This window comes from Autumnicola psychrophila (assembly GCF_031846645.1).
Classification (GTDB): Bacteria; Bacteroidota; Bacteroidia; order Flavobacteriales; family Flavobacteriaceae; genus Autumnicola; species Autumnicola psychrophila.
Genome location: NZ_JAVRHN010000003.1, coordinates 259,450 through 283,699, shown reverse-complemented (window position 1 = coordinate 283,699; position 24,250 = coordinate 259,450). Strand labels below are relative to the sequence as shown.

Below are 24,250 nucleotides of genomic sequence, written 5' to 3'. Positions count from 1 at the left end.
ACTACATGGAAATAATTATAATGATCGTTGTGGGACTGGTGGGGATAGCTATTGGTTTTGCAATTGCTAAAACGATGGAGCGGAAAAGAGCTTCCGGAACCATAAAAAATGCTGAGCAATCTGCTGCCAGTATTATTAAAGAAGCAAAAGCCGAAGGGGAGAGTATAAAGAAGGACAAAATCCTTCAGGCAAAAGAAAAGTTTATTGAGCTTAAGTCTGAACACGAAAAGGTTATCCTTAGCCGTGATAAGAAAATTGGTGATGCAGAAAAGCGTATCCGGGATAAGGAATCCCAGGTTTCAGGAGAGGTTGCCAAAAATAAAAAGTTAAACAAAGATCTTGAAGATAAATTAGCAGATTACGAGCACAGGACGGCGTATCTGGAGAAAAAGCAGGAAGAAATAGATAAGCTCCATAGTAGCAAAGTTCAGCAGTTAGAAGTTATTTCCGGACTTTCTGCCGAAGATGCCAAGGCACAGCTTACAGAATCCTTAAAAGATGTCGCAAGAGCAGATGCCATGGCGATGATCCAGGACACTGTGGAAGAAGCAAAGCTTACTGCACAACAGGAGGCGAAGAAAATTATTATAAATACAATCCAGAGAATTGGTACTGAAGAGGCGGTAGAGAATTGCGTTTCTGTCTTTAACCTGGAGAGTGATGATGTAAAAGGTAGGATTATTGGCCGGGAAGGACGGAATATTCGTGCTATCGAGGCCGCTACCGGTGTAGAAATTATTGTAGATGATACTCCGGAAGCAATTATTCTTTCCTGCTTCGATTCGGTTAGGAGGGAAGTGGCCCGTCTATCCTTACATAAACTGGTAACAGACGGTAGGATTCATCCTGCGCGTATTGAAGAAGTCGTAAAGAAAACACGCAAGCAAATAGACGAAGAGATTATCGATATCGGAAAGCGTACCGTTATAGATCTTGGGATTCATGGATTAAATCCAGAATTGATTAAAGTAATTGGTCGTATGAAGTATCGTTCTTCTTATGGTCAGAACCTGCTTCAGCATTCCAGGGAAGTTGCGAAGTTGTGCGGAGTAATGGCAGCAGAGCTCGGTTTAAACCCAAAACTGGCAAAAAGAGCCGGTCTTCTTCACGATATCGGAAAAGTGCCGGATACAGAGACAGAAGTTCCGCATGCTATTCTAGGAATGCAGTGGGCAGAAAAATATGGTGAAAAACCGGAAGTATGTAATGCCATTGGAGCTCACCACGATGAAGTGGAAATGACTTCCCTGTTGTCACCAATTGTACAGGTTTGTGACGCTATTAGTGGTGCAAGACCAGGTGCAAGGAGGCAGGTGCTGGATTCTTATATTCAGCGTTTAAAAGACCTTGAAGAAATTGCCTTTGGTTTTGGCGGAGTGAAAAAAGCTTATGCTATCCAGGCTGGCCGTGAATTGCGGGTGATTGTAGAAAGTGAAAGGGTTAATGACGAAAAAGCCTCTAATCTGTCTTTCGAAATTTCACAGAAAATCCAGACAGACATGACTTACCCGGGGCAGGTAAAAGTGACGGTAATAAGGGAAACAAGAGCAGTAAATATTGCAAAATAATCCCTCTGGAGTATCATAATAAAAAAATCCCGCTAATTATTGCGGGATTTTTTATGCTCAATTTTTTCCGGGAGATTAGTCATCATAAATATTTTCATATGAATTTCCTTCGGTAACAAAAAACTCTCCGGTTACATATCTGAAATGCTGGTCAAGCTCTGTAATTTCCTTCAGGTCCTGCTCATCCAGTTCCAGGTTAGCACTTTCAAGGTTTTCTTTTATTCTTCCTTCGTTGGTACTTTTAGGAATTACACCTGTGCCACGATGTTCACTCCATTTAATTAGAATCTGCCCGGTGGAAGCATCATGCTTTTTGGCAATTTTCGTTATAACTTCATTTTCCAGCAAAGAAGGTTCGTCATCAGCTTTCATTCCGTCTGGTCTGTCGCCACTACCAAGAGGTGAAAAGGCGGTAATATTTATATTGTTTTCTTTACAAAACTCCAGTAGTTTATTTTGCTGAAGATAGGGATGAAGTTCCACCTGGTTCATTTCAGGAATATCATCGGTTTTTTCCATTAGATCTTTTAGTTTAGTTATACTGAAGTTGGAAACTCCCACATGCTTTACCAGACCCTGTTTTTTAGCTTCAAGCATCATATTCCAGGTTTCTATAATTGGAGCTTCTTCCAGAGACAGATAATCATCGTCACTTTTTGGGGAAGCAACATCTGGTTTAAAAGCAACCGGCCAGTGGATTAAATATAAATCCAGATAATCCAACTGTAGGTCTTTAAGAGTTTGTTTTAGTGCCGGAATCACATCCTCCTTTTTATGGGCATTGTTCCATAATTTGGAAGTAATATGGACATCTTCACGTTTAATTTTTCCTTCTGAAAATATTTCTGAAAAAGCTTCCCCAACTTCCGCTTCATTCCCATAAGTTGCAGCACAGTCTATATGTCTGTACCCGTTGTTTAATGCTATTTTTACAGCTTCTCCTACTTTACCTTTATCAGATTTCCAGGTACCGAGCCCAATAGCGGCCATTTCGTCGCCGTTTCTGAATTTCAATTTATTCATAGTTTATGTTTTTTCTGAAAGTACCAATATTTACAGGTATTTTGAAGCTATTTTCATGCTTTAGCAGAATTTTAACCACCCCGGCCTTGCGGCCACCCCTCCTTAAAAAAAAGGAGGGGAGCAAAACCACCCCGGCCTTTGGCCACCCCTCCTTGAAAAAGGAGGGGAGCAATAAGGTACATCCTGAAAATGGCAATTATTGGCCTGAAGGAAATTTTTGCTCCGAATTCCGAAATAAAAACTCCGAACTAACCATCATCTCCGCGGGTGGAACTCTTCCATCACTTTGCGTAGGTGGCTTCTGTCTACGTGCATATAAACTTCTGTGGTAGTAATACTCTCATGACCCATCATTTGCTGGATAGCTCTTAAATCGGCTCCATTTTCCAGGAGATGGGTTGCAAAAGAGTGTCTAAAGGTGTGCGGACTAATTTTCTTCCGGATCCCGGCTTTCTCTGCGAGCTGGCGCACAATTGTGAAAATCATTGCCCGGGTAAGCTTTTTTCCCCTTCGGTTTAAAAATAAAGTATCTGAGGATAACTTTTCAACTTCCTGGTGAACACGGACTTCATTTCTGTAAATATCGATATATTTTCGGGTATATTCAGAAATAGGAACGAAACGCTGCTTATCGCCTTTTCCGGTGACTTTAATAAAGCCTTCTTCAAAAAAAAGATCAGAGATTTTTAGCTCGATCAATTCAGAAACCCTTAAACCGCAGCCATACAAGGTTTCAATTATAGCACGGTTGCGTTCACCTCCATTTTTAGAAAGATCTATGGCCGCGATGATCTCATCAATTTCTTCTGTAGAAATTGTATCGGGGAGTTTTCTACCAATTTTCGGAGATTCAACTAAATTCAGAGGATTGTCCTTTCGGTAATCTTCAAAAACCAGGAAATTGAAGAAGCCACGAAGGCCGGAAATTATTCTTGCACGGGAACGTGCATTCAGGGTTTTTGCAGTTTCATAAATGAATTGCTGAACGATTTCTTCTGAAATATTTATAGGGGAAATTTTTATATCATTGGTTTCCAAAAATTTGATGAGCTTGATAATATCTAAGCTATAATTCTCAATAGAATTAGGAGAAAGACCTCTTTCTATTCTCAAATAGTGGCGATAATCTTTTAGTGCATTTTCCCATTTCATTTGCTAAAGATAAGAACAATTGAGACGATATTCTTAGCAATACTTTAGCCCCAATTAAACATTACATTAACAAGTTGACTCTTACATTTGTTTCAACTTTTAAAAAGATAATTATGAATATGAAAAAAGGGATTTTAATGGTTGCAATGGCTTTATTTGCAACAACAGCAGTAAGTGCGCAGGAATTTGTACAATTTGGTATTAAGGGAGGTGTCAATTTCTCTACCTTTACAGGCGACGGAATACGTGGCTTTGAAGATCCAGACATGCGTACAGGTTTTAATTTGGGATTATTGGCCGAAATACCTTTAGCAGATAAGTTTTCCATCCAGCCGGAAGTGCTTTACTCTGCACAGGGCTTTGATCTTTCAGATGATCAGCAAGATAATATTTTTGATATTGATGATAACGTGGAGTACCAGTTAGATTACATTAGTGTACCCGTATTGGCAAAAATTTATCTTGTAGAAGGATTAAATGTACAGGCGGGGCCTTCTTTTAATTTTAAGGTAAACGAAGAAATCGATAATGCACCTTTTGAAGATGGAGGAGATACTGATGTTTCGGATGTTAGTAGAGTTCAGGATTTTGAAATTGGTGGTGTTGCCGGTTTGGAGTACAAATTTAATAATGGATTTTTTATCCAGGGAAGGTATATCTATGGGTTTTCAGATTTAATTGAAGATTATGATGTTCATAACTCTGTATTCCAGGCTGGAGTTGGATATATGTTCTAAGAATAGAAAAAGTAAAAATTTTTAAAGCGGGAGAATCTTTCTTCCGCTTTTTTTATGGCTGGAAAATTCTTTCATGTCTAGAGGTAAAAAGAAGCTGCAGCAGTTACATTACCTCTCGAGAAGGATTTTTAAATACATGAAAGTTACGAATCTTCGAAAAAAATATATAAAAGAACCGGTTATAAAGCCGCGCTTTGCCGATAAGATCAACTACGTTATAATCTAAGGTAAGTTTCTGCGCATAATTTCCTTAAACTGTTAATATACAGATATATATTATTTATTTCTCTACCTTTATTAGTAAACCAACTAAATTGAAAGAAATGAAAAAGCTAATTTTATTATTCGGTATTTTCCTGTTTGGAATGCAGTCTTCTTTTAGCCAGGATGGAGATTTCATACTAGGAGTGAACGTAGGTCTTCCCGTAGGAGATGTGGAAGATATTTCAAATTTTAATGTGGGTGCAGATATCGGCTACCTTTTTGGATTAGCTGAAATTGTGAAAGTGGGGCCCACAGCCGGCTACATGCATTTTTTTGGAGCAGATGGAGATGATGAAGGTGTGGAATGGGAAGTAGATGATTTTCAGTTTATTCCTGTGGGTGCTGCCGGTCGTGTTGATCTAGGTTTTTTAGTGGTAGGTCTGGATCTTGGATATGCCATAGGCGTGAATGATGGAAATGACGGTGGATTTTTTTATAGACCCAAGGCCGGATTTTCACTTGCTATGTTAAATATAATAGCATCATATACTAATATTAATGTTGAAGACAATTTTAGTGTTGGTACCTTTAACGTAGGCCTGGAATTTGGACTTTAGGTTTAAATTGTATAAATATTCTTTAAAAGCAGGAGAGATCCTGCTTTTCTATTTTCTGGATCCAGACTGAAGAAAATACGTTCATATTTCGATATATTTACGGTATGAAAATACTTATTATTAATGGTCCTAATCTTAACTTGTTAGGAACACGCGAACCTGAAATTTACGGAGGTAAAACTTTTGAAGAATATTTTTCTCATCTTCAGTTTAAATTCAGAAGCCTGGAACTTTCATATGTACAGAGTAATATGGAAGGAGAAATTATTAATGAACTGCAAAATGCTGCTAAAACTTTTGACGGGATAGTGCTTAATGCGGCGGCATATACCCATACTTCTGTAGCCATTGGTGATGCTGTAAAGGCGATTGAAACTCCGGTGGTAGAAGTTCATATCTCTAATACCCATGCCCGCGAAGATTTCCGGCATAAATCTTTTATTGCAGCAAATGCAAAGGGTTTAATTCTTGGCTTCGGACTTAAAAGTTACGATCTGGCAATTACCAGCTTCATTAAAGATGAAGAATGAAGAAAGCCTATCTCAACTGGAGTAGTGGGAAGGACTCAGCATTAGCACTATACAAACTTCAGCAGCAAAAGGAATATGCTGTAGAAAAATTGGTAACTACGATAAATACCGATGTTGACCGGGTTTCGATGCACGGACTGCGAAATGAGCTGCTTTTTCAGCAGGCTCAGAATATGGGGCTGCCACTTCAGGTGATTGCTTTAAACGGAGCTGTTTCTATGCAGGAATATAATTCTAAAATGCAGGAGACAACAGAAGGACTAATTAAGGAGGGTTTTAAATACAGCATTTTTGGAGATATTTTCCTGGAGGACCTCAGGAATTATAGAGAAGAACAGCTAGAGAAAGTGGGATTAAAGGGGGTTTATCCACTTTGGAAGAAAGATACTTCAAAATTAATTCAGGAATTTTTACTGCTAAATTTTAAAGCCATTGTTGTTTGCGTAAATGCTAAAATACTCGATAAATCTTTCTGCGGAAGAATTATCGACCAGGCTTTTGTAGATGATTTACCTGAAGGTGTAGATCCTTGTGGTGAAAATGGAGAATTTCACACTTTTGTTTTTGACGGACCAATCTTTAATAATCCAGTAAAGTTTGAAATAGGAGAGAGGGTGGAAAAATCTTATCCCCAGAAGAGAAACAAAGAAGATAATTGTTTCTCTGACGACGACAGAACCTGGGATTCGAGGTTTTGGTACTGCGACTTACTTCCGAAATAACCACCCCGACCTACGGTCACCCCTCCTTTAAAAGGAGGGGAGCATTTTTGTTTGGTGCTTGATGAGCAGAATCTGGGATTGCTGCTATTTTTAGTGGTACATTAAAATGACAATTATCGGCAATGAATTCCCCGAACTACGAATTCCGGGCTTTGAACTGGAAAAACCACGCCGTCCTTCGGCCACTCCTCCTTAAAAAGGAGGGAACTTTATAGTAGACAATATATTTGGCCTTCGGCCATCCATCCTTGGTGAGGAGGGGGGCTTTTACGGGCGTTGCATCAAAAATGGCAATTATCGGCAGTATATTCTCCGAACGGCGAACTATAATCCACAAACAAAAAATCCCGAAAAACCTTTTCAGTTTTTCGGGATTCTTAAGCTTAAATTTTCTACAATCTAAATATGAATTACTTCATCATAAGCGGCGGCAACAGCTTCCATTACTGCTTCGCTCATTGTAGGGTGAGGGTGCACTGCTTTTAGCACTTCGTGACCTGTAGTTTCCAATTTTCGGCCCAGAACAGCTTCAGCAATCATATCTGTAACTCCGGCGCCAATCATATGGCAACCCAGCCATTCTCCGTATTTTGCGTCGAATATTACTTTTACAAAACCATCAGATTTTCCTGCAGCTTTTGCTTTTCCTGATGCCGAAAATGGGAATTTTCCGACCTTGATCTCGTAACCGGCTTCCTTAGCTTGCTTTTCTGTCATTCCAACCGAAGCAATTTCAGGAGTTGCATAAGTACAACCAGGAATATTTCCGTAGTCAAGCGGCTCTACTTTCATGCCTTTGATTTTTTCTACACAAAGAATTCCTTCCGCAGAAGCAACGTGTGCAAGGGCAGGGCCGTGAACCACATCTCCAATCGCGTAAACGCCGGAAACGTTGGTTTTATAAAAATCATCAACAATGATTTTATCTTTTTCAGTCTTAATACCGAGTTCTTCAAGTCCGATATTTTCTATGTTGGTTTTAATACCCACTGCAGAAAGCACAATATCGGCTTCCAGTGTTTCTTCACCTTTTTTGGTTTTCACCTTGGCTTTTACTGTTTTTCCGGAAGTATCCACACTTTCTACTGAAGAGTTGGTCATTACTTTAATTCCGGCTTTTTTGATGCTTCTTTCGAATTGTTTGGAAATATCTTCGTCTTCGAGAGGAACCACGTTAGGAAGAAATTCTACAACAGTTACGTCTGTTCCCATAGCATTGTAGAAATGTGCAAATTCTACCCCAATAGCTCCGGAGCCAACTACGATCATAGATTTAGGCTGCTTTTCCAGAGTCATAGCTTCCCTGTAACCGATAACTTTTTTACCATCCTGCTTTAGGTTTGGCAATTCCCGTGATCTGGCGCCGGTTGCAACTATAATATTTTCTGCTTCGTAATCTGTAGTCTTATCCTTGCTATCTGTAACAGCAACTTTTTTACCCTTTTTCAGTTTCCCAAAGCCTTCAATTACATCAATTTTATTTTTCTTCATAAGAAACTGCACACCTTTGCTCATTCCATTGGCAACGTCGCGGCTTCTTTTAATTACAGCCCCAAAATCTTTATCTGCGTTTTCAAGCTTTAATCCGTAATCGTCGGCATGCTTTAGGTAGTCAAAAACTTCAGCACTTTTAAGAAGCGCTTTTGTAGGGATACAACCCCAGTTAAGACAAACGCCACCAAGGCTTTCTTTTTCTACAATTGCAGTTTTAAAACCCAATTGTGAAGCACGAATTGCAGTTACGTAACCGCCCGGGCCACTACCCAGCACTATGACATCGTATTTACTCATATTCGGAATAATTTTTAAATCGGTTATAGAAGTAGCGAATTTAAGGAATTATAGCCTAAACTGAAAGCATTATGCTTTGGCATTATTTCAAAAGATCGGAATAAAAAAAGCTTACCCATAAGGATAAGCTTTATCTGAATAAGTCATTAAATGTTATTTGCTGCTCGGGGAAACGGTTCTGATCTTTTTAGTATTAAAATTTAGCTTCTTCATTACGGCATTGTAGTCGGAAATATCCACGCTTTGTGTTTCAGCAAAAGTCGCAGGAACCACTATAATTCTAAAGAGTTGGTTGTCTGTGTAAGTGGCATCTATAGTGTCAAAATCTTCATAAGGAATGCTGCTATTTAGAAAAATTGTGACGTCGAAGAATGTAAAGTCAAAATTGTATTGAATTTGTTCCCCGTCTTCGGTATAATAAATCTGCGGAAGCTGGCGCCAAACATAATACGGAACTCCGTCAGAATCGTCAAATTGACCTGTGGCCATATAAACGAGAACAGCATCGTCTTCTTCAACAGTTACTCCCTCTTCTTCAAATTCCAGAAAAAGCGTGTAATCATTGGCTTCATTAAAGTTTGATACCTCCAAATCGAGAACCGTCCCGGTAATTGCATCTCCAGGTTCGCCTTGTGGTCCCTGTGGTCCTTCAGGACCCTGTGGACCTTCTGGTCCCACAGGTCCTTGCTCACCCTGCTCGCCTTGTGGTCCACCTGCCGGACCAGGTTCTCCCTGTGGGCCCTGTTCACCTTGTGGCCCTTGTGGACCCATTTCTCCGTCTTCTGAGCATGCTGTGAATAAAAATGTGGAGATAAAAAGTAGTGTAAAGATTTTTCTCATAATTAATTTTTAGTTTATCTGATTAGGGAAGTGAAGATATAAAATTACCTTAAAAGGGGAATAGTTTTCTTTGCTACTTAGATAAATTCACAAAAAAAAGCCTGCCCACAAGGGCAAGCTTTTTATAAACTGGATAAATATTATAAAGACTCTTAGCCTTTATGCAATTTACTTAGAGTTTTTAATTTTAATTATTTCATTTTCCTGAAGATTTAATGCATCCAATACAGCATGCATGTTAGAAGTATCAACACTGCCTTGCTCAAAATCTGAAGGTAAAACAACGACTCTATAATATTGATCTTGAGTAAATGAAGAATTTAAATCGTTTATATCAAAATCGGCTTCAATTAGTAATTGTACATCCTCATCAGTATGATTATAGGAAATCTGAAGAATTCCTTCATCTAAAAAATAGCTCTTAGGAATCAAATTCCAGGTGTCAATATTGTTAATTGTTTCCAGTCGATAAACCAAAATAGCATCTGATGGTTCTTCAGTTTGTGGAAATTCTAATAAAGAAGTATAAATATTTGATTCCTCATCATATTGAAACTCTACATCATATTCATAACTGATTCCGACAACATAAGCGCCATCTTCTCCAGGAGGGCCTTGTGGACCACGGGGACCTATTTCACCATCATCTGAACATGATACAAAAGCAAATGTCGATAAAAATAAAATTGAAAGTAATTTTTTCATAATATAGGTGTTAAGTTATTTATTAAATTCTATGCTTGCTGAATTTACGCAATATCTCTGCCCAGTATCCGTAGGGCCATCATCAAAAACATGTCCAAGGTGGCTACCACAATTCGCACATAAAATTTCTGTACGAATCATTCCAAAAGTTTTGTCCTGGATATATTCTACTTTTCCTTCTATGGCTTCATCAAAGCTGGGCCATCCGCAGCCACTTTCGAACTTTGCGTCACTTTCAAAAAGCTTAGTATTGCAGGCAGCGCATTTGTATTCTCCTTCTTCAAAGTGAAGATTGTATTTACCTGTATGCGGTGCTTCGGTACCTTTTTCCCGAAGGACGCGATATTGCTCATCAGAGAGTTGCTCTCTCCATTGTTCTTCTGATTTTTCTATAGTGTACTTTTTCATAGTTTTATTGATTTTTTGGTTCAAAATCCATCGCGATTCCATTAATGCAATGTCTCTTACCAGTAGTTTCCCGGGGGCCGTCATTAAATACATGCCCTAAATGTCCGCCGCATCTTGCGCAGTGCACCTCATCACGACTATATCCTAATTTGGAATCCCTTCCATAAGCCACTCCGCCTTCAACAGCACGATCAAAGCTTGGCCATCCGGTACCGCTCATAAATTTATGTTCGGTTTCGTACAATTCATTGCCACAGGCTGCACAAACAAAAGTTCCGGGTTCCTTGATATCATTTAAATCACTGGAAAATGGTCTTTCTGTAGATGCCTTACGCAGTACCTGAAATTCTGCATTGGTAAGTTCCTGCTTCCATTGCTCTTCAGATTTTGTAACTTCAAATTTCTCTGAAGATTTTTCTTCCTGGGCGTTGCCCCCGCAGCTAACTGCAACCATGGCAAGAAAAGCGAATATTAACTTTTTCATACTTTTTTAATTCAAAAGTACAAAGATCATACCGCGATGAATGTTGCTATTTTGTTAATTACCACGGGATCACCTAATATGCGCCGGTGACCGAGTCCTTCTGTAATTATGAGTTCGCTATTTTTCAAAACTTTATCTATTTCATAAGCAGAACTCACAGCTACATCTACGTCATTCTCATCGTGTATAATTAAGGTTGAAGTTTCTATACCTTTAGCAGAAACAGCCCCAGAATAATTGTCCATATCCTGTCTTAATTTGAGGTCCAGATAGGCTTTCATTTTGCCGGCAACCTTGTCGTTCATCTTCATGTTCCGGGCAAATTCTTTAGTAATATGAGTAATGCTGTTTGCTGTCCCAAGAAGAACAATTTTTTTGGTGGAAACTCCGTCACTTACTGCCTTTAAGGAAGACATTCCACCAAGAGAGTGTCCAATAATGGCTTCAAAAGGACCGTGGATTTTGTTCAGATAGTGAATAGCTTCTATAAAAAAGGGCATCATGCTTATTTTACCTGGTGCTTTTCCATGTGCCGGGGCATCAAAGCTTATTGTACTATAGCCTTGTTCGAGTAACGCTTCAGCAATTTTACTTAACTGAGTTCCCCGTCCACTCCAGCCATGCACGAGCAAAATTTTCCTGGAGGACTTCCCATATTCATAAGTAACAATCTCCCTGTCGGCTATGGGAAGTTTTATTCGTTTTTGAATAGATTCGTCGTCCATTTTCTTTTCTCTTTCTGGAAGTTTATATCGGAAGGGGGTAAGGAAAAGTTTTGCAGCAAATCTACTGGCAAGGTGAGGGGAAAGCTTTGTGAGAATTTTATTAAATTGAAGGATGTAACCTGGGATTAACAGCCGCTGTACAGGAATATTCTCTTTGTTTTCTTTGTTTTTCTTCGTCATGCTAGCAAAAATTGACCTGCAAGTTAGCTAATATTTACTTCTGCTGATTCCCAGATTTGATGTGTTTCTCCTGTAGCCGAAAAATGTGGTACTATAATTGGTTTACTCAATTTGTTAAATCCTACTTAAACACTTCAGGAAGAACAGGTGCTTTTGTAATTTTAATCCATAAATCAAAATAATATGAGTCTTAAAAAAACATTAATAATAACTAGTGCAATGCTGCTGATGGTAGTGGCTTGTAAGACCAATCCTTTTACAGGAGAGAAAAATTTGAACTTCGTGTCCAACGAGCAACTATTCCCGGCATCCTTTGAACAATACAATCAGTTTCTTTCTGAAGCTAATGTTGTTACAGGAACAGAGGAGTCCAGAATGGTTAAGCAAGTAGGGCAGGAAATTATTACAGCAGCAGAAAGATACTTGAATGCTAACGGCTATCAGGGCTTTATGCAGGGGTTTGAATGGGAAATTCAATTGGTGAAAGATGACCAGGTAAACGCATTTGCTATGCCCGGAGGAAAAGTAGTAATATATACCGGAATACTTGATGTAGCAGAAACGCGAACCGGTCTTGCGACAGTTATGGCGCATGAAATTGCACATGCCCTTGCAGACCATGGAGCGCAGAGAATGAGTGCAGCCCAACTTCAGCAAGTGGGTGGAGCTGTAGTGGGAGTTGCTGCAGGTGGACAGAGTCAGGCCACGCAACAAATTATAGCTCAGGCTTACGGTATCGGTAGCCAGGTAGGAGGAATGCTTCCTTTTAGCAGAAGTCATGAGGCCGAAGCAGACAGGATTGGTTTAACTCTAATGGCAATTGCAGGATATAATCCTGATGAAGCTGCCGAGTTGTGGAGAAGAATGGCTGCACAAAGTGATGGACAGGCACCACCGGAATTTTTAAGTACCCACCCGTCTAATCAAACGAGAATAAATAATCTTACTGAATGGGCACCGGAAGCTAAAGCAGAAGCCAGAAAATATGGTGTGACCAGTTTTAGATAATACCAAATAAAAATTAATAGAGAATTGATATTGAAAAGCTGCCTTTTACGGCAGCTTTTTTTTATTTTTAGCATCATGAAACAACTTCCAAAGGGAAATAAAAAGCTCATTAATGCATGGGCTTTTTATGATTGGGCAAACTCCGTTTATCCACTTGTTATATCTTCGGCAATTTTCCCAATATTTTATGGAGCGCTTACGATCGTCAAGAATTCGGAAGGAAAAATTATTGATGATACTGTTCCTTTCCACGGAATTAATTTTAATAACGACAGCCTTATAAGCTATATAACGGCAGCAGCTTTTTTGGTGGTTTCGATATTGAGTCCGTTTTTATCGGGAATTGCAGATTATGTTGGAAATAAGAAGAACTTTCTGAAATTCTTCTGTTATCTGGGCGCAGTTTCCTGTATAGGGTTATTTTGGTTTCAGCTGGAATTTCTATGGTTTGGACTATTGTGTTACTTTCTTGCGCTTGTCGGATTTTGGTCCAGCCTTGTTTTTTACAATTCTTACCTCCCGGACATTGCTTTTCCAAGGCAGCAGGACAAAGCAAGTGCCAAAGGCTTTTCCATGGGATATATTGGCAGTGTTATTTTGCTCATATTGTGCCTGGTTATGATCCTGAAATACGACTGGTTTGGGTTTGAAGATGAAGGCTTACCCATTCGATTATCTTTTGTATTAACCGGAATATGGTGGATAGGTTTTAGCCAATATACTTATCGCTATCTGCCAAAAGGTAACAGAAAGGCACGATTAACGCGGAATATTCTTTTTAACGGATTTCGGGAACTCAGAAAAATTTGGATTTCGCTTAAGGTGGATGTTCAGTTATACCGCTACTTAATTGCGTTTTTTGTCTACAGCATGGCGGTGCAAACCATCATGCTTATTGCCACTTATTTTGGGATTGAAGAACTGGATTGGGGTGAGCAGGATGCGACCACAGGCTTAATTGTTAGTATTCTTCTTATTCAGCTTGTAGCAGTGGCAGGGGCAATGCTTACTTCCAGACTGGCATTAAAAATTGGTAATATCAAGACCCTTATCTATATTAATCTTATCTGGATAGCCATTTGCGGTTATGCGTATTACATTGTGACACCTCTTCAGTTTTATTTCGCTGCTGGTTCGGTGGGGCTGGTAATGGGCGGAATCCAGGCTCTTTCCAGGTCTACGTATTCTAAGATGCTACCGGAAAATGCGATTGATACGGCAAGTTATTTCAGCTTTTATGATGTTTCTGAAAAAATAGGAATAGTAATAGGCATGTTTTTATACGGAATAGTTGCTCAAATCACCGGAAGTGTACGAAATTCCATACTTTTTCTAGTGGTGTTCTTTATAGCAGGGGTTTTTCTCTTACTTCGTGTTCCGCAGAAAAGCAGAGGAGAGAAAAACCTTTGATCAACCAGGAAATGAAAGCCAAATTTGCTTGAATTTTATTTGAACTTCAAACGGGAGGTTGTCGCCCTTCATTTCCCTCCGCTTACGATGGTGTAAAGCCGATAAGATCCAGAAAAGTGGAAGATTTCATTTTAAATCAGAAAGCCCCGCCAATTAAAGCGAGGCTTGAAATTTGCCAATTTTCGACCTTAATAGGAAGAAACGCTTCCTGATCCCGAAGTTTTAAAATCTTCTTTTTCAGGATTTCCTTTATATGAGATATCCCCGGAGCCGGATACTCTTGCAGTTAACTTTTCTGAAACATTTACCATAACATCCCCAGAACCGGAGACAGTGGCTTCCACAAATCGTGCTTTAAGATCATAAGCTTCAAAATCTCCCGATCCTGTCACTTTACATTTAAAAGTATTTGCAGTTCCTTTAAAATTCACGTCTCCGGAGCCTGTAATTGCTCCCTCCAGGTTTTCTACATTCAGATCCAGGTTCATATCCCCCGAACCGGTTACACTGGAGCTAAAGTTAGAAGCCTTTATTTTGTCGCGAGTCCAGATATCTCCGGAACCTGTTAACGAAACGCCTTCAAGATCTTCAAAAGGAACGGTGATTTTTATCTCATTGCCACGAGAAGGATCTATCTGCACTCCTTTTTCTACTGAAATCTTAAGTATTCCGCCAGATACTTCGGTTATAATATATTCCTGAAGATTACTTTCGGCTTCTACTTTTAACCTTCCTTCTGTTCCTGCTACAAGTTCTACGTTCATAAATCCTACCAGCTGTACTTCATCATAATCTGGTGTGGAGCGATTATCTGTTACTACTTTTCCGTTTCCCTTAATTTTATCATTTCCCCACCACTGTGCATTTGCAGAAGTGAAACTTAAGGTTAGTGCTATTAATACGAGAATTGCTATTTTCATGGTTTAATAATTTGATTGATGATTAGTTATTGTCTGTTAAATGAAACACTGCCGTAACTGGTAGAAATATTTATTGTACTTCCGCTGTTATTGGAGAGGTGATAGCCTTCATAACTTTTACTTGTACCGGATTCATTTCTTTTATTCACTTCAAAATCGTTTATACCTTTTACACCGCCGTAAGAAGTTTTGATATTAAAATCAAAAGCCTGTGCAGCATCATAGCCAATTTTTACTCCGGTATAATCTGTATCAATTTTTACTTGTTTCATACCTTTTACAAGTTTTTCTATAGAGGCAGAGCCGTAGTCAAGATCGAGGACCAACGAGGTAAACACCCTGCCGATTTTCGTACTCAGATAATCTCCGTTTCCGGCAAGCCTTCTTACTTTTTCTATAGTAATACTTCCATAATCGCAATTGAAAGCTGCGTCTTCAACCTTTAGGATTTTTGAGTTCGTATAGTCTGCATTTATATCAAGTTTTTCAGCCTCTTCGATGGTGAAATCTGAATAATCTGCGTTAATCTCTGCATTCTTAACGTAGCCGATATGGCTGTTCCGGGTGTAATCAAAACTGAGATAATTGGAGCTGCTCCTTAATTCACCAATATCGATCTTACCGTAATCACAGGATATCTTTGAATTTCCCAACAGCCGGTCAATATAAATTCCGCCGTAGTCGTTGTTCAGGTCCACATTATTTCTTTCTGGAGCTTTTATTACATAATTCACTTCCATATTTACGTTACTACTACCGCTAAAAAGCTGCTCCCACCAGGATTTGTCTTCCCTGGAAAAGTGAGTTTTTGCAATTACTCCTGAAGAATTCTGATTAAATTCAATATTAATATCATCCAGTTTTCTCTGCACCGCTTCTTCATCATTTCCGTTAATTTTAATGAAGACTTCTATTACCACCCGATTCTCATTCCAGGTAGAAATGTCAATATTTCCATAGCTGTTATTTACGATAAGATCTGAAGTCGCGGAGACTTTAAACTCTTTGGAGATTTTCTTGGTTTTGGTATGTTTCCCGTTAAAGTCATTGTTGCAAAAGCTCAAGAACGGCGAAAGAAGGAGCAATAGCAGTAGTTTATATAATGTAGTTTTCATGACTGTTGTTTTTTAATAGTTTAATTTCTTCAATTTGGGTTAAAACTGTGTTCAGTAAATCAATGCGTTGCTGGAAGTTGTTGATCATGGCGTGAATCACTCGTTTATCCTTACCACTTTTTAAAAGATCCCTTTTAAGTTCTTCATACTCGGTATCCAATTTTGCCATTTGGGCCAGCGCGTCTTTTACTATGGCTTCAGTTTCTGGAGATTTTTCTTCCTGTATTTCTTTTAATTCATTTTCAATTAAAGAAGTATAAAACTCCTGGGTTTGCTTCATTTCCGGAGAAACGCTCGCCAGATCCAACGAACTGCCCAGCGCTTGGTAATTAAAATACGTTCCGCCTAAAAAGACCAGCAGTGCAAGACCGGCAGCAATTCCAAGAAAAGTTGCCCATAAACTTCTTACACGGGGCTTCTTTTTTGCTGAAAAATTTTCATCCTTTAGTTTTTCTAAAAATCGTTCTCTGTGCCCGTCATGAGGTTCTGAAGTGTCGAAATCCACATCCCTGAATAGCTCTTCTATATTATCTTTCTTCATGGTTCAATAGTTTTTTGCGAAGACTTTCTTTTGCTCTGAAAATTGTGGTTCTGCAGTTGGCATAACTGATTTCCATAATTTCACAAATTTCGTCATAATCGTAGCCTTCAATTAGATGCAGCGTTAAACACATCCTGTAGTTTTCTTTTAATGAATTTAATTTAGTCAGAAGCACCTCCACTTTTTCACTGGTCTTTTCTTCATTAATTATATAACCTTCGGAATCATCTATTTCATTTTTTAATTCATCATTATAGCTTACTTCTTCATATTTTATTTTCTTGTTATAGACACTTATGCACTTGTTTACCACAATCCTCTTTAGCCAGGCTCCAAAAGTGGATTCACCATTAAAGCTTTCAATTTTGGTAAAAGCATTCAGAAACGCCTCCTGCATAATATCTTCCGCTTCGGCAGAATGTTTTACAATGCGCAAAGCTGTATTATACATCGCCTTATAAAAGCGATTGTAAATTTCCATTTGTGCTCGTTGATCACCTTTACGGCAAGCGGCAACAAGATCATTAATATGTGTGATGGTTGGTGTCAAAAAACTCTTGTTATCTACTTATAAAGATAGCGCCGTTTCCATTTTGTTACAGTTTCGATAAAATTATTTTGAAGAAAAGCATGGCACAGGAATTGAATTAGTGTTCAGGAATCTGAGCTCTCTTAGGTAACGCCTTGTAATTAAGGGTCTGGGGCAGGATTAAATCTTAATACAAATTACAAACTGTAGTGACAGTTTGACCTAAAATAAATTATGGCTAACACAAAATTTACTAATCTTGACAGTTTGTCACTGCAGGGTATTGATGAAGATGCAGAATTAATACCGCTGATGACTCCTGAAGATGAAGAAGAAATAAACAGGGAAGATCTTCCCGAATCTTTGCCAATCCTACCATTGCGGAATACTGTGTTATTTCCGGGGGTTGTAATTCCAATAACAGCCGGAAGGGACACTTCTATTAAATTAATTAATGAAGCAAACAATGGAAGCAAGATTATTGGGGTAGTATCGCAGAAAGATGAAGAAGTTGAAAATCCTTCAGTAAAGGATATTAACCAAATTGGTGTCGTTGCAAGAATCCTTAGGGTTCTTAAGATGCCGGATGGGAATACAACGGTAATTATCCAGGGTAAAAAGCGTTTCAGTATTTCTGAAATAACAAGCGAAGACCCTTACCTAACTGCAAACATTCAGGAGGTTCCGGAGGCACGACCTGCAGTAGATAACGAAGAATTTTCGGCTATTACAGAATCAATAAAGGAACTGGCTTTGCAGATTGTAAAAGGAAGTCCAAATATTCCTTCTGAAGCTTCTTTTGCTATTAAAAATATCGAGAGCTCCTCGTTTCTAATCAATTTTGTTTCTGCTAATATGAATCTTACGGTAGAGGAGAAGCAGAAGCTGTTGGAGACAAATGATTTAAAAGAACGGGCTCTTTCTACCCTAAGATATATGAATGTGGAGTTTCAGAAACTGGAACTTAAAAATGATATTCAGTCGAAGGTGCAGAGCGATATGAGCCAGCAACAGCGTGAATATTTTCTTCATCAGCAAATGAAAACTATCCAGGAAGAACTTGGTGGAGTTTCACATGAAGATGAAATCGAAGAAATGCGCATCAGGGCCAAAAAGAAGAAATGGGATGAGGACGTGCAAACGCATTTTGAAAAAGAGCTTTCCAAAATGCAGCGTATGAATCCGCAGGTGGCAGAATATTCTATACAAAGAAATTACCTCGATTTATACCTGGATTTGCCATGGAATGAATTCAGTAAAGATAAATTTGACCTTAAAAGGGCAAAGAAAATTCTTGACCGTGATCATTACGGACTGGACGATGTAAAGCGCAGAATTATTGAATATCTCGCGGTATTAAAATTGCGTAATGATATGAAGTCGCCAATTCTCTGCCTTTACGGACCTCCCGGAGTAGGTAAAACTTCTCTTGGTAAGTCTGTTGCCGAGGCTTTAGGTCGCGAATACGTGCGAATTTCCCTGGGAGGTTTGCGTGACGAAGCAGAAATAAGGGGACACCGTAAAACATACATAGGAGCAATGCCGGGTAGGATAATTCAGAGTCTGAAGAAAGCCGGAACCAGCAATCCTGTTTTTGTTCTTGACGAAATTGATAAATTAAGTATAGGCAATGCAGGAGACCCTTCTTCAGCATTACTGGAAGTGCTTGACCCTGAACAGAACAGCGAATTTCATGATAATTTTCTTGAGATGGGTTACGATCTTTCTAAGGTGATGTTTATTGCAACAAGTAACACCTTACAAACTATCCAACCCGCCCTGCGTGATCGTATGGAAATTATTAATGTTACCGGTTATACGATAGAGGAGAAGGTGGAGATTGCCAGAAGGCATTTGTTGCCTAAGCAGTTGGAAGAGCACGGGATGACCAAAGAACACATTAAAATAGGCAAATCTCAACTGGAATCTATTGTTGAGGGTTACACCAGGGAATCTGGAGTACGTGGGCTGGAAAAGCAAATCGCAAAAATGGTGCGTCACGGGGCCAAGAGTATTGCGATGGAAGAAGAGTACAATATAAAAGTAACCGATGAAGATATCATTGAAGTACTTGGAAGCCCAAAAATGCAGCGGGACAAATACGAAAACAATGATGTTGCGGGTGTTGTTACAGGATTAGCATGGACGCAGGTTGGTGGTGATATTCTGTTTATAGAATCCATACTTTCCAAAGGAAAAGGAAATCTAAATATTACCGGAAATCTGGGGAAAGTAATGAAGGAATCGGCCACTATTGCTATGGAATATATCAAGGCCAATGCGGAACAGCTGGGAATAATCCCTTCGATTTTCGATCAATATAATGTACATATTCACGTGCCGGAAGGAGCAACTCCAAAAGACGGTCCAAGTGCGGGTATTACCATGCTAACCTCTCTTGTTTCGCTTTTTACTCAAAAGAAAGTAAAGAAAAGTATTGCGATGACTGGAGAAATTACCTTGCGAGGTAAAGTCTTGCCGGTTGGTGGAATAAAAGAGAAAATCCTTGCAGCTAAAAGAGCGAGGGTAAAGGAAATTATCCTTTGCGAGGAGAATGAGCGTGATATAAAGGAAATCAAAGAAGACTATTTAAAAGGTCTTAAGTTTCATTATGTACGAGACATGAGCGAAGTAATAGATATTGCAGTTACAAAGCAGAAGGTGGTAAATGCAAAGAAATTGTAGTTAAAAATCATAAGTTTTAATAAAAGCCCTCGAAAAAGTAACTATCTTTTTGGGGGCTTTTCTTTATTGAGAAATTAGGGAGTACATGGTCTAATGCTTAATATTGTAGTTTTCGTACTTATAATAAAATCTAATGGATAAAAAGATAACTATAGCTATAGACGGTTTTTCTTCTACAGGGAAAAGTACTATAGCAAAGCAGCTTGCAAAGGAACTGGGATATATTTATGTTGATACCGGAGCAATGTACCGTGCGGTTACTTTATATGTAATGCGCCATCTTTTCGTGACAGAAACTAATTTTGATGAAGAAGCAATTCTTCGCCACTTGCCTTTTATTAACCTAAGGTTCGTTTTCGATGAAAAATTGGGTTACGGAGAGATTTATCTGAATAAAGAAAACGTGGAAAAAGAAATCCGTTTAATGGAAGTTTCCAATAATGTAAGTAAGGTGGCGACGGTTTCTAAAGTGAGGGAGATGTTAGTACAACAACAGCAGGAAATGGGAAAAGATAAAGGTGTGGTGATGGATGGCCGTGATATTGGAACTGTTGTTTTTCCCGATGCCGATTTAAAATTATTTATGACCGCCTCTACGCAAACCCGTGCAGAAAGAAGATATAAAGAATTATGTGAGCGTGGTGAAAATGTAGCGTTTGAAGATGTGCTTAAGAATGTAAAAGAGAGAGATTATATGGACTCTACCCGTGAAGATTCTCCTCTGATTATGGCCAAAGACGCTATAGAAATTGATAATTCTGATTTAACTCTGGAGGAACAGTCAGAGAAAATTATGAAATTAGCTAAAGAGGCAATCGCTGCGGCACAAAATAAGTAGTTTATGTTTCTGTAAACCAGTCAATTTTAATCTTTATCTTCAGAAAGAGGTTGTGAATTGGCAGTGTAGTTGTTTGGGTTTAACTTTTTCTTTTAGAGAATTTTTAAAATAATCTTCAAAAGATAAGTTTATAGATTTGAAATTCAGAAATTAAGTTGTATTTTTGCACTCCTTTTTGGCAATAATCCGGGAGAGCAAAAAGGGCTGAAAATCAAATACTAAAATCACTTCTGTGTTTTTAATTGCAGAATTTCTTCCGAAGAAACACAGGATACAAATATTATTATCAGCAATGGCTGAAGAAACAAACAAACAAGAATCTCAGGAATCTAACGCACCTGAAGTTCAGGAAGTGGCTGGAATGGCTACAGATTCACAACCGGAACCTGTTAAGCAACAACAAGATCCTGAGCAATTCCTTAAAGAATTCAACTGGCATAATTATGAAGAGGGGATCGACCCGATTGATGACCAGAAGCTGGAAGAATTTGAAAAATTGGTAGAAGAGAATTTCGTAGATACACTTAATGATGAGGTTGTTACGGGAACTGTAATTAATATTACAGATCGTGACGCGATTATTGATATCAACGCGAAAAGTGAAGGAGTTATTTCCTTAAATGAATTCCGTTACAATCCAGATCTTAAAGAAGGAGATGCTGTTGAGGTATTAATTGATGTTCGTGAAGACGCAACAGGACAATTAATCCTTTCTCACCGTAAAGCTCGTGTGATCAAAGCCTGGGAACGTGTGAACAAAGCACATGACGAAGGTCTTATTGTAAATGGATTTGTGAAATGTCGTACCAAAGGTGGTATGATTGTAGACGTATTTGGAATTGAGGCGTTCCTGCCAGGTTCTCAGATAGACGTTAAGCCAATCCGTGACTACGATGCTTATGTAGGTAAAACAATGGAATTTAAGGTTGTAAAAATCAACCACGAATTCAAAAACGTTGTTGTTTCTCATAAAGCGCTTATCGAAGCAGATATTGAAGAGCAGAAGAAAGAAATCATCGGTCAGCTTGAAAAAGGTCAGGTACTTGAAGGTACTGTTAAAAACATTACTTCTTACGGAGTATTTGTTGACCTTGGAGGTGTTGATGGACTTGTACATATCACCGATCTTTCTTGGTCAAGAATTAACCATCCAAACGAGATTGTTGAACTAGACCAGAAACTTAACGTGGTAATTCTTGACTTTGATGAAGCTAAGACAAGAATCCAGTTAGGTCTTAAGCAATTGAGTCAGCATCCTTGGGAAGCACTTGACAATGAGCTTAAAGTTGGAGATAAAGTAAAAGGTAAAGTAGTTGTAATCGCAGATTATGGTGCATTTATCGAAGTTGCTGAAGGTGTGGAAGGTCTTATCCACGTTTCTGAAATGTCATGGAGCACGCACTTGCGATCTGCTCAGGATTTCGTAAATGTTGGAGATGAAGTTGAAGCTCAAATCCTTACTTTAGACAGGGAAGATCGTAAAATGTCCCTTGGTATCAAGCAATTGACTCCAGATCCATGGACAGATATTACTTCTAAATATCCTGTAGGTTCAAGACATTCTGGTATTGTACGTAACTTCACCAACTTTGGTGTGTTCGTAGAACTTGAAGAAGGAATTGACGGATTGATCTATATCTCTGATCTTTCATGGACCAAGAAAATCAAACATCCATCAGAATTCACTAATGTAGGTGATACTTTGGAAGTTGTTGTATTGGAGCTTGATGTTGAAGGGCGTAAACTAAGTTTAGGTCACAAACAAATCGAGAGCAATCCATGGGATAAATACGAAGATGAATTCGCTGTAGGAACTACTCATACTGCTGAAATTTCTGAAATCGTAGACAAAGGTGCTACCATCGACTTTAACGAAGATATTACTGCTTTTGTTCCACAAAGACATCTTGAGAAAGAAGACGGTAACAAACTGAAGAAAGGTGAATCTGCAGAATTCCAGATCATTGAATTCAATAAAGAATTCAAGAGAGTAGTGGCGTCTCACGCTGCTGTTCACAGAGAGGAAGAGCAGAAGATCGTTAAGCAGGCTGCTAAGAAAGCTGCCGCGCAAAACAGCTCAAACACCACTATTGGTGATGTTAATGCAGATCTTCAGGCATTGAAAGACAAAATGGAAGGAAAATAATTTCCGAAGTTTTATAAATTTAAAGAAGCTGTCTCATTTATTTGAGGCAGCTTTTTTGTTTTACGACTGCAGCTGCTTTTTTGTAAGGATTTTAAATTTTTAAGTAATGGTGATGAAAATTATTAATCATAAATCTAAAGAGTATAACCAGCAGCAAAACTGGCATCTACTACCATTCTTTGAAGAATTGATTTTTGGGGATCATCCGGTTAAAATTGTCAATGGAGTGATTGAACATTTGGATATTCAGCCATTGATTTTTAGAAAGTAACCATGCCTTGAGCGATATAAACAAAAGGTTCGGGAGGAGCTATTATCAGAAATAGAGGAACAAAAATAAAAAAACGAACGGCAGATGTAGAGCGGGTATTTGCTCATATAAAACACCACTGAAATTTTAAAAGATTACCCTACCGTGGACTGGGAAAAATGAACTGGAAAATTCGGATTACACGCCCTGGCACATAACTTAACAAATAAGAGTGCCTAAGAACAGCTTTCTTTAATTATCGAAGAAAATCCGTGCAAAAATAAAATCATCTGGTATATAATTCCCATATAAATAAAAAACCGCCTCATTTTGGTAAATGAGACGGCTTCTTTTTTTAAATAATTTTCTTGATGACACGAAGTTTATGAGTATGTCGTTTTAGGTCAACGTTAAAAATGCCGGAATGATCAATACGATCTATTCTCACCATTCCGTCTACATGAATAATATAATTATCCTGCATCATAATACCTACATGATCAATGATTCCTTCATTATTGTCAAAAAATGCTAAATCTCCGGGTTCGCTTTCTTCAATAAAACTTAATGCTAATCCCTGTCTTGCCTGGTCTTCAGAATTTCTTTTGATTCTGTGGCCATTCAATTTATAGACCATTTGTGTAAAACCACTCGCGTCAATTCCTAAAGGAGATTTACCACCCCAGCAATAGGGGCAGTTTAAATATAGAAGAGCAGAGTGTACTAACTTCTCTTTATTGCTTATACCTGAAGATATTTCCCCTTCAAATCTATGTTGAAGTTTTTGAACAAAATTTAAAGATGATCCCAAGGGGACAGCCATTAAATGCCCCTGCTTATTTACCACATAACTCAACAAATCGGCCGATAAACTTTGATCTTGGCCTAAGAGGCTGTGATATTCTTCTTCTTCTATTTTAAGATATTGTTTGTTGCTTATCCATGCTTCAGATTCATCAAAAGCGAGACGAATTCTGCTCCATTTACCTCGTTCTTCAAGAATTTTAAAATGTTCACCATATAATACCTGGGAGACCATTTCACTTTGATGGGAAGGAGAAATTCGAATAGGAGCGATACTTAAATGGCAAATACCATATTGCATTCAGTAGAAATTAAAAA

The 24,250-nt window shown here is 38.6% G+C and carries 24 protein-coding genes; 11 read left to right on the top strand and 13 right to left on the bottom strand.

The window, feature by feature from the left end; genetic code table 11:
* The first annotated feature begins 5 nt into the window (after positions 1-5).
* A complete protein-coding gene (rny, locus tag RM541_RS05560) occupies positions 6-1,568 on the top strand; it encodes a ribonuclease Y (protein ID WP_311499228.1) in 1,563 nt (520 codons plus the stop codon).
* 75 nt (positions 1,569-1,643) lie between these two features.
* Here rny and RM541_RS05555 read toward each other — a convergent pair whose 3' ends face one another.
* Together RM541_RS05555 and xerD are read right to left on the bottom strand one after the other, a co-directional pair.
* A complete protein-coding gene (locus RM541_RS05555) occupies positions 1,644-2,591 on the bottom strand; it encodes an aldo/keto reductase (protein WP_311499227.1) in 948 nt (315 codons plus the stop codon).
* A gap of 255 nt (positions 2,592-2,846) precedes the next feature.
* Complete coding sequence (xerD, locus tag RM541_RS05550) at positions 2,847-3,743, bottom strand: site-specific tyrosine recombinase XerD (RefSeq protein ID WP_311499226.1); 897 nt, start codon at positions 3,741-3,743, stop codon at positions 2,847-2,849.
* A gap of 119 nt (positions 3,744-3,862) precedes the next feature.
* On the opposite strand from xerD, the gene RM541_RS05545 reads away from it, so the two are divergent.
* The 4 genes from RM541_RS05545 (at position 3,863) to RM541_RS05530 (ending at position 6,553) form a co-directional block, all read left to right on the top strand.
* On the top strand, positions 3,863-4,480 hold the full coding sequence (locus RM541_RS05545) for a porin family protein (RefSeq protein WP_432264662.1): 618 nt from the start codon (positions 3,863-3,865) through the stop codon (positions 4,478-4,480).
* Between the two features lie 323 nt (positions 4,481-4,803).
* Positions 4,804-5,301 carry a hypothetical protein gene (locus RM541_RS05540; protein WP_311499224.1) on the top strand — a complete coding sequence of 166 codons (498 nt, stop codon included), beginning with the start codon at positions 4,804-4,806 and terminating at the stop codon, positions 5,299-5,301.
* Positions 5,302-5,405: 104 nt separating this feature from the next.
* On the top strand, positions 5,406-5,831 hold the full coding sequence (gene aroQ, locus RM541_RS05535) for a type II 3-dehydroquinate dehydratase (RefSeq protein WP_311499223.1): 426 nt from the start codon (positions 5,406-5,408) through the stop codon (positions 5,829-5,831).
* Positions 5,828-6,553 carry a Dph6-related ATP pyrophosphatase gene (locus RM541_RS05530; RefSeq protein WP_311499222.1) on the top strand — a complete coding sequence of 242 codons (726 nt, stop codon included), beginning with the start codon at positions 5,828-5,830 and terminating at the stop codon, positions 6,551-6,553. Before aroQ ends, RM541_RS05530 begins: the two co-directional genes overlap by 4 nt.
* 399 nt (positions 6,554-6,952) lie before the next feature.
* On the opposite strand, the gene lpdA is transcribed toward RM541_RS05530, so the two are convergent.
* The 6 genes from lpdA to RM541_RS05500 all read right to left on the bottom strand — a co-directional run bounded on the left by lpdA (position 6,953) and on the right by RM541_RS05500 (position 11,686).
* Positions 6,953-8,344, bottom strand: a complete 1,392-nt coding sequence (gene lpdA / locus RM541_RS05525) for a dihydrolipoyl dehydrogenase (RefSeq protein WP_311499221.1) — start codon at positions 8,342-8,344, stop codon at positions 6,953-6,955.
* A 153-nt stretch (positions 8,345-8,497) separates the two neighbouring features.
* A complete protein-coding gene (locus tag RM541_RS05520; RefSeq protein WP_311499220.1) occupies positions 8,498-9,184 on the bottom strand; it encodes a collagen-like protein in 687 nt (228 codons plus the stop codon).
* 168 nt (positions 9,185-9,352) lie between these two features.
* Positions 9,353-9,889 (bottom strand): hypothetical protein, encoded by a 537-nt coding sequence (locus RM541_RS05515; RefSeq protein ID WP_311499219.1) that lies wholly within the window; start codon positions 9,887-9,889, stop codon positions 9,353-9,355.
* Positions 9,890-9,904: 15 nt separating this feature from the next.
* Positions 9,905-10,297 (bottom strand): peptide-methionine (R)-S-oxide reductase MsrB, encoded by a 393-nt coding sequence (msrB, locus tag RM541_RS05510; RefSeq protein ID WP_311499218.1) that lies wholly within the window; start codon positions 10,295-10,297, stop codon positions 9,905-9,907.
* 4 nt (positions 10,298-10,301) lie between these two features.
* Complete coding sequence (gene msrB / locus RM541_RS05505) at positions 10,302-10,781, bottom strand: peptide-methionine (R)-S-oxide reductase MsrB (RefSeq protein ID WP_311499217.1); 480 nt, start codon at positions 10,779-10,781, stop codon at positions 10,302-10,304.
* 26 nt (positions 10,782-10,807) lie between these two features.
* A complete protein-coding gene (locus RM541_RS05500) occupies positions 10,808-11,686 on the bottom strand; it encodes an alpha/beta hydrolase (protein WP_311499216.1) in 879 nt (292 codons plus the stop codon).
* 183 nt (positions 11,687-11,869) lie between these two features.
* Here RM541_RS05500 and RM541_RS05495 point away from each other — a divergent pair, with 183 nt between their 5' ends.
* Together RM541_RS05495 and RM541_RS05490 are read left to right on the top strand one after the other, a co-directional pair.
* Entirely contained in the window at positions 11,870-12,694 is an 825-nt protein-coding gene (locus tag RM541_RS05495) for a M48 family metallopeptidase (RefSeq protein ID WP_311499215.1), read from the top strand.
* A 75-nt stretch (positions 12,695-12,769) separates the two neighbouring features.
* Positions 12,770-14,104 (top strand): MFS transporter, encoded by a 1,335-nt coding sequence (locus RM541_RS05490; protein ID WP_311499214.1) that lies wholly within the window; start codon positions 12,770-12,772, stop codon positions 14,102-14,104.
* 188 nt (positions 14,105-14,292) lie between these two features.
* On the opposite strand, the gene RM541_RS05485 is transcribed toward RM541_RS05490, so the two are convergent.
* The 4 genes from RM541_RS05485 to RM541_RS05470 are packed head-to-tail and all read right to left on the bottom strand — an operon-like array spanning position 14,293 to position 17,230.
* Positions 14,293-15,024 carry a head GIN domain-containing protein gene (locus RM541_RS05485; RefSeq protein ID WP_311499213.1) on the bottom strand — a complete coding sequence of 244 codons (732 nt, stop codon included), beginning with the start codon at positions 15,022-15,024 and terminating at the stop codon, positions 14,293-14,295.
* A gap of 26 nt (positions 15,025-15,050) precedes the next feature.
* A complete protein-coding gene (locus tag RM541_RS05480; protein WP_311499212.1) occupies positions 15,051-16,139 on the bottom strand; it encodes a DUF4097 family beta strand repeat-containing protein in 1,089 nt (362 codons plus the stop codon).
* Positions 16,120-16,680, bottom strand: coding sequence for a DUF4179 domain-containing protein (locus RM541_RS05475; RefSeq protein WP_311499211.1), 561 nt, complete (start codon positions 16,678-16,680; stop codon positions 16,120-16,122). Before RM541_RS05475 ends, RM541_RS05480 begins: the two co-directional genes overlap by 20 nt.
* Positions 16,667-17,230, bottom strand: coding sequence for an RNA polymerase sigma factor (locus RM541_RS05470; protein WP_311499210.1), 564 nt, complete (start codon positions 17,228-17,230; stop codon positions 16,667-16,669). The genes RM541_RS05475 and RM541_RS05470 overlap by 14 nt, the downstream gene beginning before the upstream one ends.
* Before the next feature lie 213 nt (positions 17,231-17,443).
* On the opposite strand from RM541_RS05470, the gene lon reads away from it, so the two are divergent.
* The 4 genes from lon (at position 17,444) to RM541_RS05450 (ending at position 23,149) form a co-directional block, all read left to right on the top strand.
* Entirely contained in the window at positions 17,444-19,894 is a 2,451-nt protein-coding gene (lon, locus tag RM541_RS05465) for an endopeptidase La (RefSeq protein WP_311499209.1), read from the top strand.
* Positions 19,895-20,027: 133 nt separating this feature from the next.
* Positions 20,028-20,732: a (d)CMP kinase gene (gene cmk / locus RM541_RS05460; protein ID WP_311499208.1), complete on the top strand. Its 705-nt coding sequence runs from the start codon at positions 20,028-20,030 to the stop codon at positions 20,730-20,732.
* A 292-nt stretch (positions 20,733-21,024) separates the two neighbouring features.
* Entirely contained in the window at positions 21,025-22,878 is a 1,854-nt protein-coding gene (gene rpsA / locus RM541_RS05455; RefSeq protein WP_311499289.1) for a 30S ribosomal protein S1, read from the top strand.
* A gap of 106 nt (positions 22,879-22,984) precedes the next feature.
* Positions 22,985-23,149 carry a hypothetical protein gene (locus RM541_RS05450; RefSeq protein WP_311499207.1) on the top strand — a complete coding sequence of 55 codons (165 nt, stop codon included), beginning with the start codon at positions 22,985-22,987 and terminating at the stop codon, positions 23,147-23,149.
* 334 nt (positions 23,150-23,483) lie between these two features.
* Here RM541_RS05450 and RM541_RS05445 read toward each other — a convergent pair whose 3' ends face one another.
* Positions 23,484-24,233: a C40 family peptidase gene (locus tag RM541_RS05445; RefSeq protein ID WP_311499206.1), complete on the bottom strand. Its 750-nt coding sequence runs from the start codon at positions 24,231-24,233 to the stop codon at positions 23,484-23,486.
* Positions 24,234-24,250: the final 17 nt, after the last annotated feature.

Excerpts from the sequence above, each read along its gene's own strand:
- rny (WP_311499228.1), top strand. The coding sequence starts at position 6 with ATGGAAATAATTATAATGATCGTTGTGGGACTGGTGGGGATAGCTATT.
- RM541_RS05555 (WP_311499227.1), bottom strand. The coding sequence starts at position 2,591 with ATGAATAAATTGAAATTCAGAAACGGCGACGAAATGGCCGCTATTGGG.
- xerD (WP_311499226.1), bottom strand. The coding sequence starts at position 3,743 with ATGAAATGGGAAAATGCACTAAAAGATTATCGCCACTATTTGAGAATA.
- RM541_RS05545 (WP_432264662.1), top strand. The coding sequence starts at position 3,863 with ATGAAAAAAGGGATTTTAATGGTTGCAATGGCTTTATTTGCAACAACA.
- RM541_RS05540 (WP_311499224.1), top strand. The coding sequence starts at position 4,804 with ATGAAAAAGCTAATTTTATTATTCGGTATTTTCCTGTTTGGAATGCAG.
- aroQ (WP_311499223.1), top strand. The coding sequence starts at position 5,406 with ATGAAAATACTTATTATTAATGGTCCTAATCTTAACTTGTTAGGAACA.
- RM541_RS05530 (WP_311499222.1), top strand. The coding sequence starts at position 5,828 with ATGAAGAAAGCCTATCTCAACTGGAGTAGTGGGAAGGACTCAGCATTA.
- lpdA (WP_311499221.1), bottom strand. The coding sequence starts at position 8,344 with ATGAGTAAATACGATGTCATAGTGCTGGGTAGTGGCCCGGGCGGTTAC.
- RM541_RS05520 (WP_311499220.1), bottom strand. The coding sequence starts at position 9,184 with ATGAGAAAAATCTTTACACTACTTTTTATCTCCACATTTTTATTCACA.
- RM541_RS05515 (WP_311499219.1), bottom strand. The coding sequence starts at position 9,889 with ATGAAAAAATTACTTTCAATTTTATTTTTATCGACATTTGCTTTTGTA.
- msrB (WP_311499218.1), bottom strand. The coding sequence starts at position 10,297 with ATGAAAAAGTACACTATAGAAAAATCAGAAGAACAATGGAGAGAGCAA.
- msrB (WP_311499217.1), bottom strand. The coding sequence starts at position 10,781 with ATGAAAAAGTTAATATTCGCTTTTCTTGCCATGGTTGCAGTTAGCTGC.
- RM541_RS05500 (WP_311499216.1), bottom strand. The coding sequence starts at position 11,686 with ATGACGAAGAAAAACAAAGAAAACAAAGAGAATATTCCTGTACAGCGG.
- RM541_RS05495 (WP_311499215.1), top strand. The coding sequence starts at position 11,870 with ATGAGTCTTAAAAAAACATTAATAATAACTAGTGCAATGCTGCTGATG.
- RM541_RS05490 (WP_311499214.1), top strand. The coding sequence starts at position 12,770 with ATGAAACAACTTCCAAAGGGAAATAAAAAGCTCATTAATGCATGGGCT.
- RM541_RS05485 (WP_311499213.1), bottom strand. The coding sequence starts at position 15,024 with ATGAAAATAGCAATTCTCGTATTAATAGCACTAACCTTAAGTTTCACT.
- RM541_RS05480 (WP_311499212.1), bottom strand. The coding sequence starts at position 16,139 with ATGAAAACTACATTATATAAACTACTGCTATTGCTCCTTCTTTCGCCG.
- RM541_RS05475 (WP_311499211.1), bottom strand. The coding sequence starts at position 16,680 with ATGAAGAAAGATAATATAGAAGAGCTATTCAGGGATGTGGATTTCGAC.
- lon (WP_311499209.1), top strand. The coding sequence starts at position 17,444 with ATGGCTAACACAAAATTTACTAATCTTGACAGTTTGTCACTGCAGGGT.
- cmk (WP_311499208.1), top strand. The coding sequence starts at position 20,028 with ATGGATAAAAAGATAACTATAGCTATAGACGGTTTTTCTTCTACAGGG.
- rpsA (WP_311499289.1), top strand. The coding sequence starts at position 21,025 with ATGGCTGAAGAAACAAACAAACAAGAATCTCAGGAATCTAACGCACCT.
- RM541_RS05450 (WP_311499207.1), top strand. The coding sequence starts at position 22,985 with ATGGTGATGAAAATTATTAATCATAAATCTAAAGAGTATAACCAGCAG.
- RM541_RS05445 (WP_311499206.1), bottom strand. The coding sequence starts at position 24,233 with ATGCAATATGGTATTTGCCATTTAAGTATCGCTCCTATTCGAATTTCT.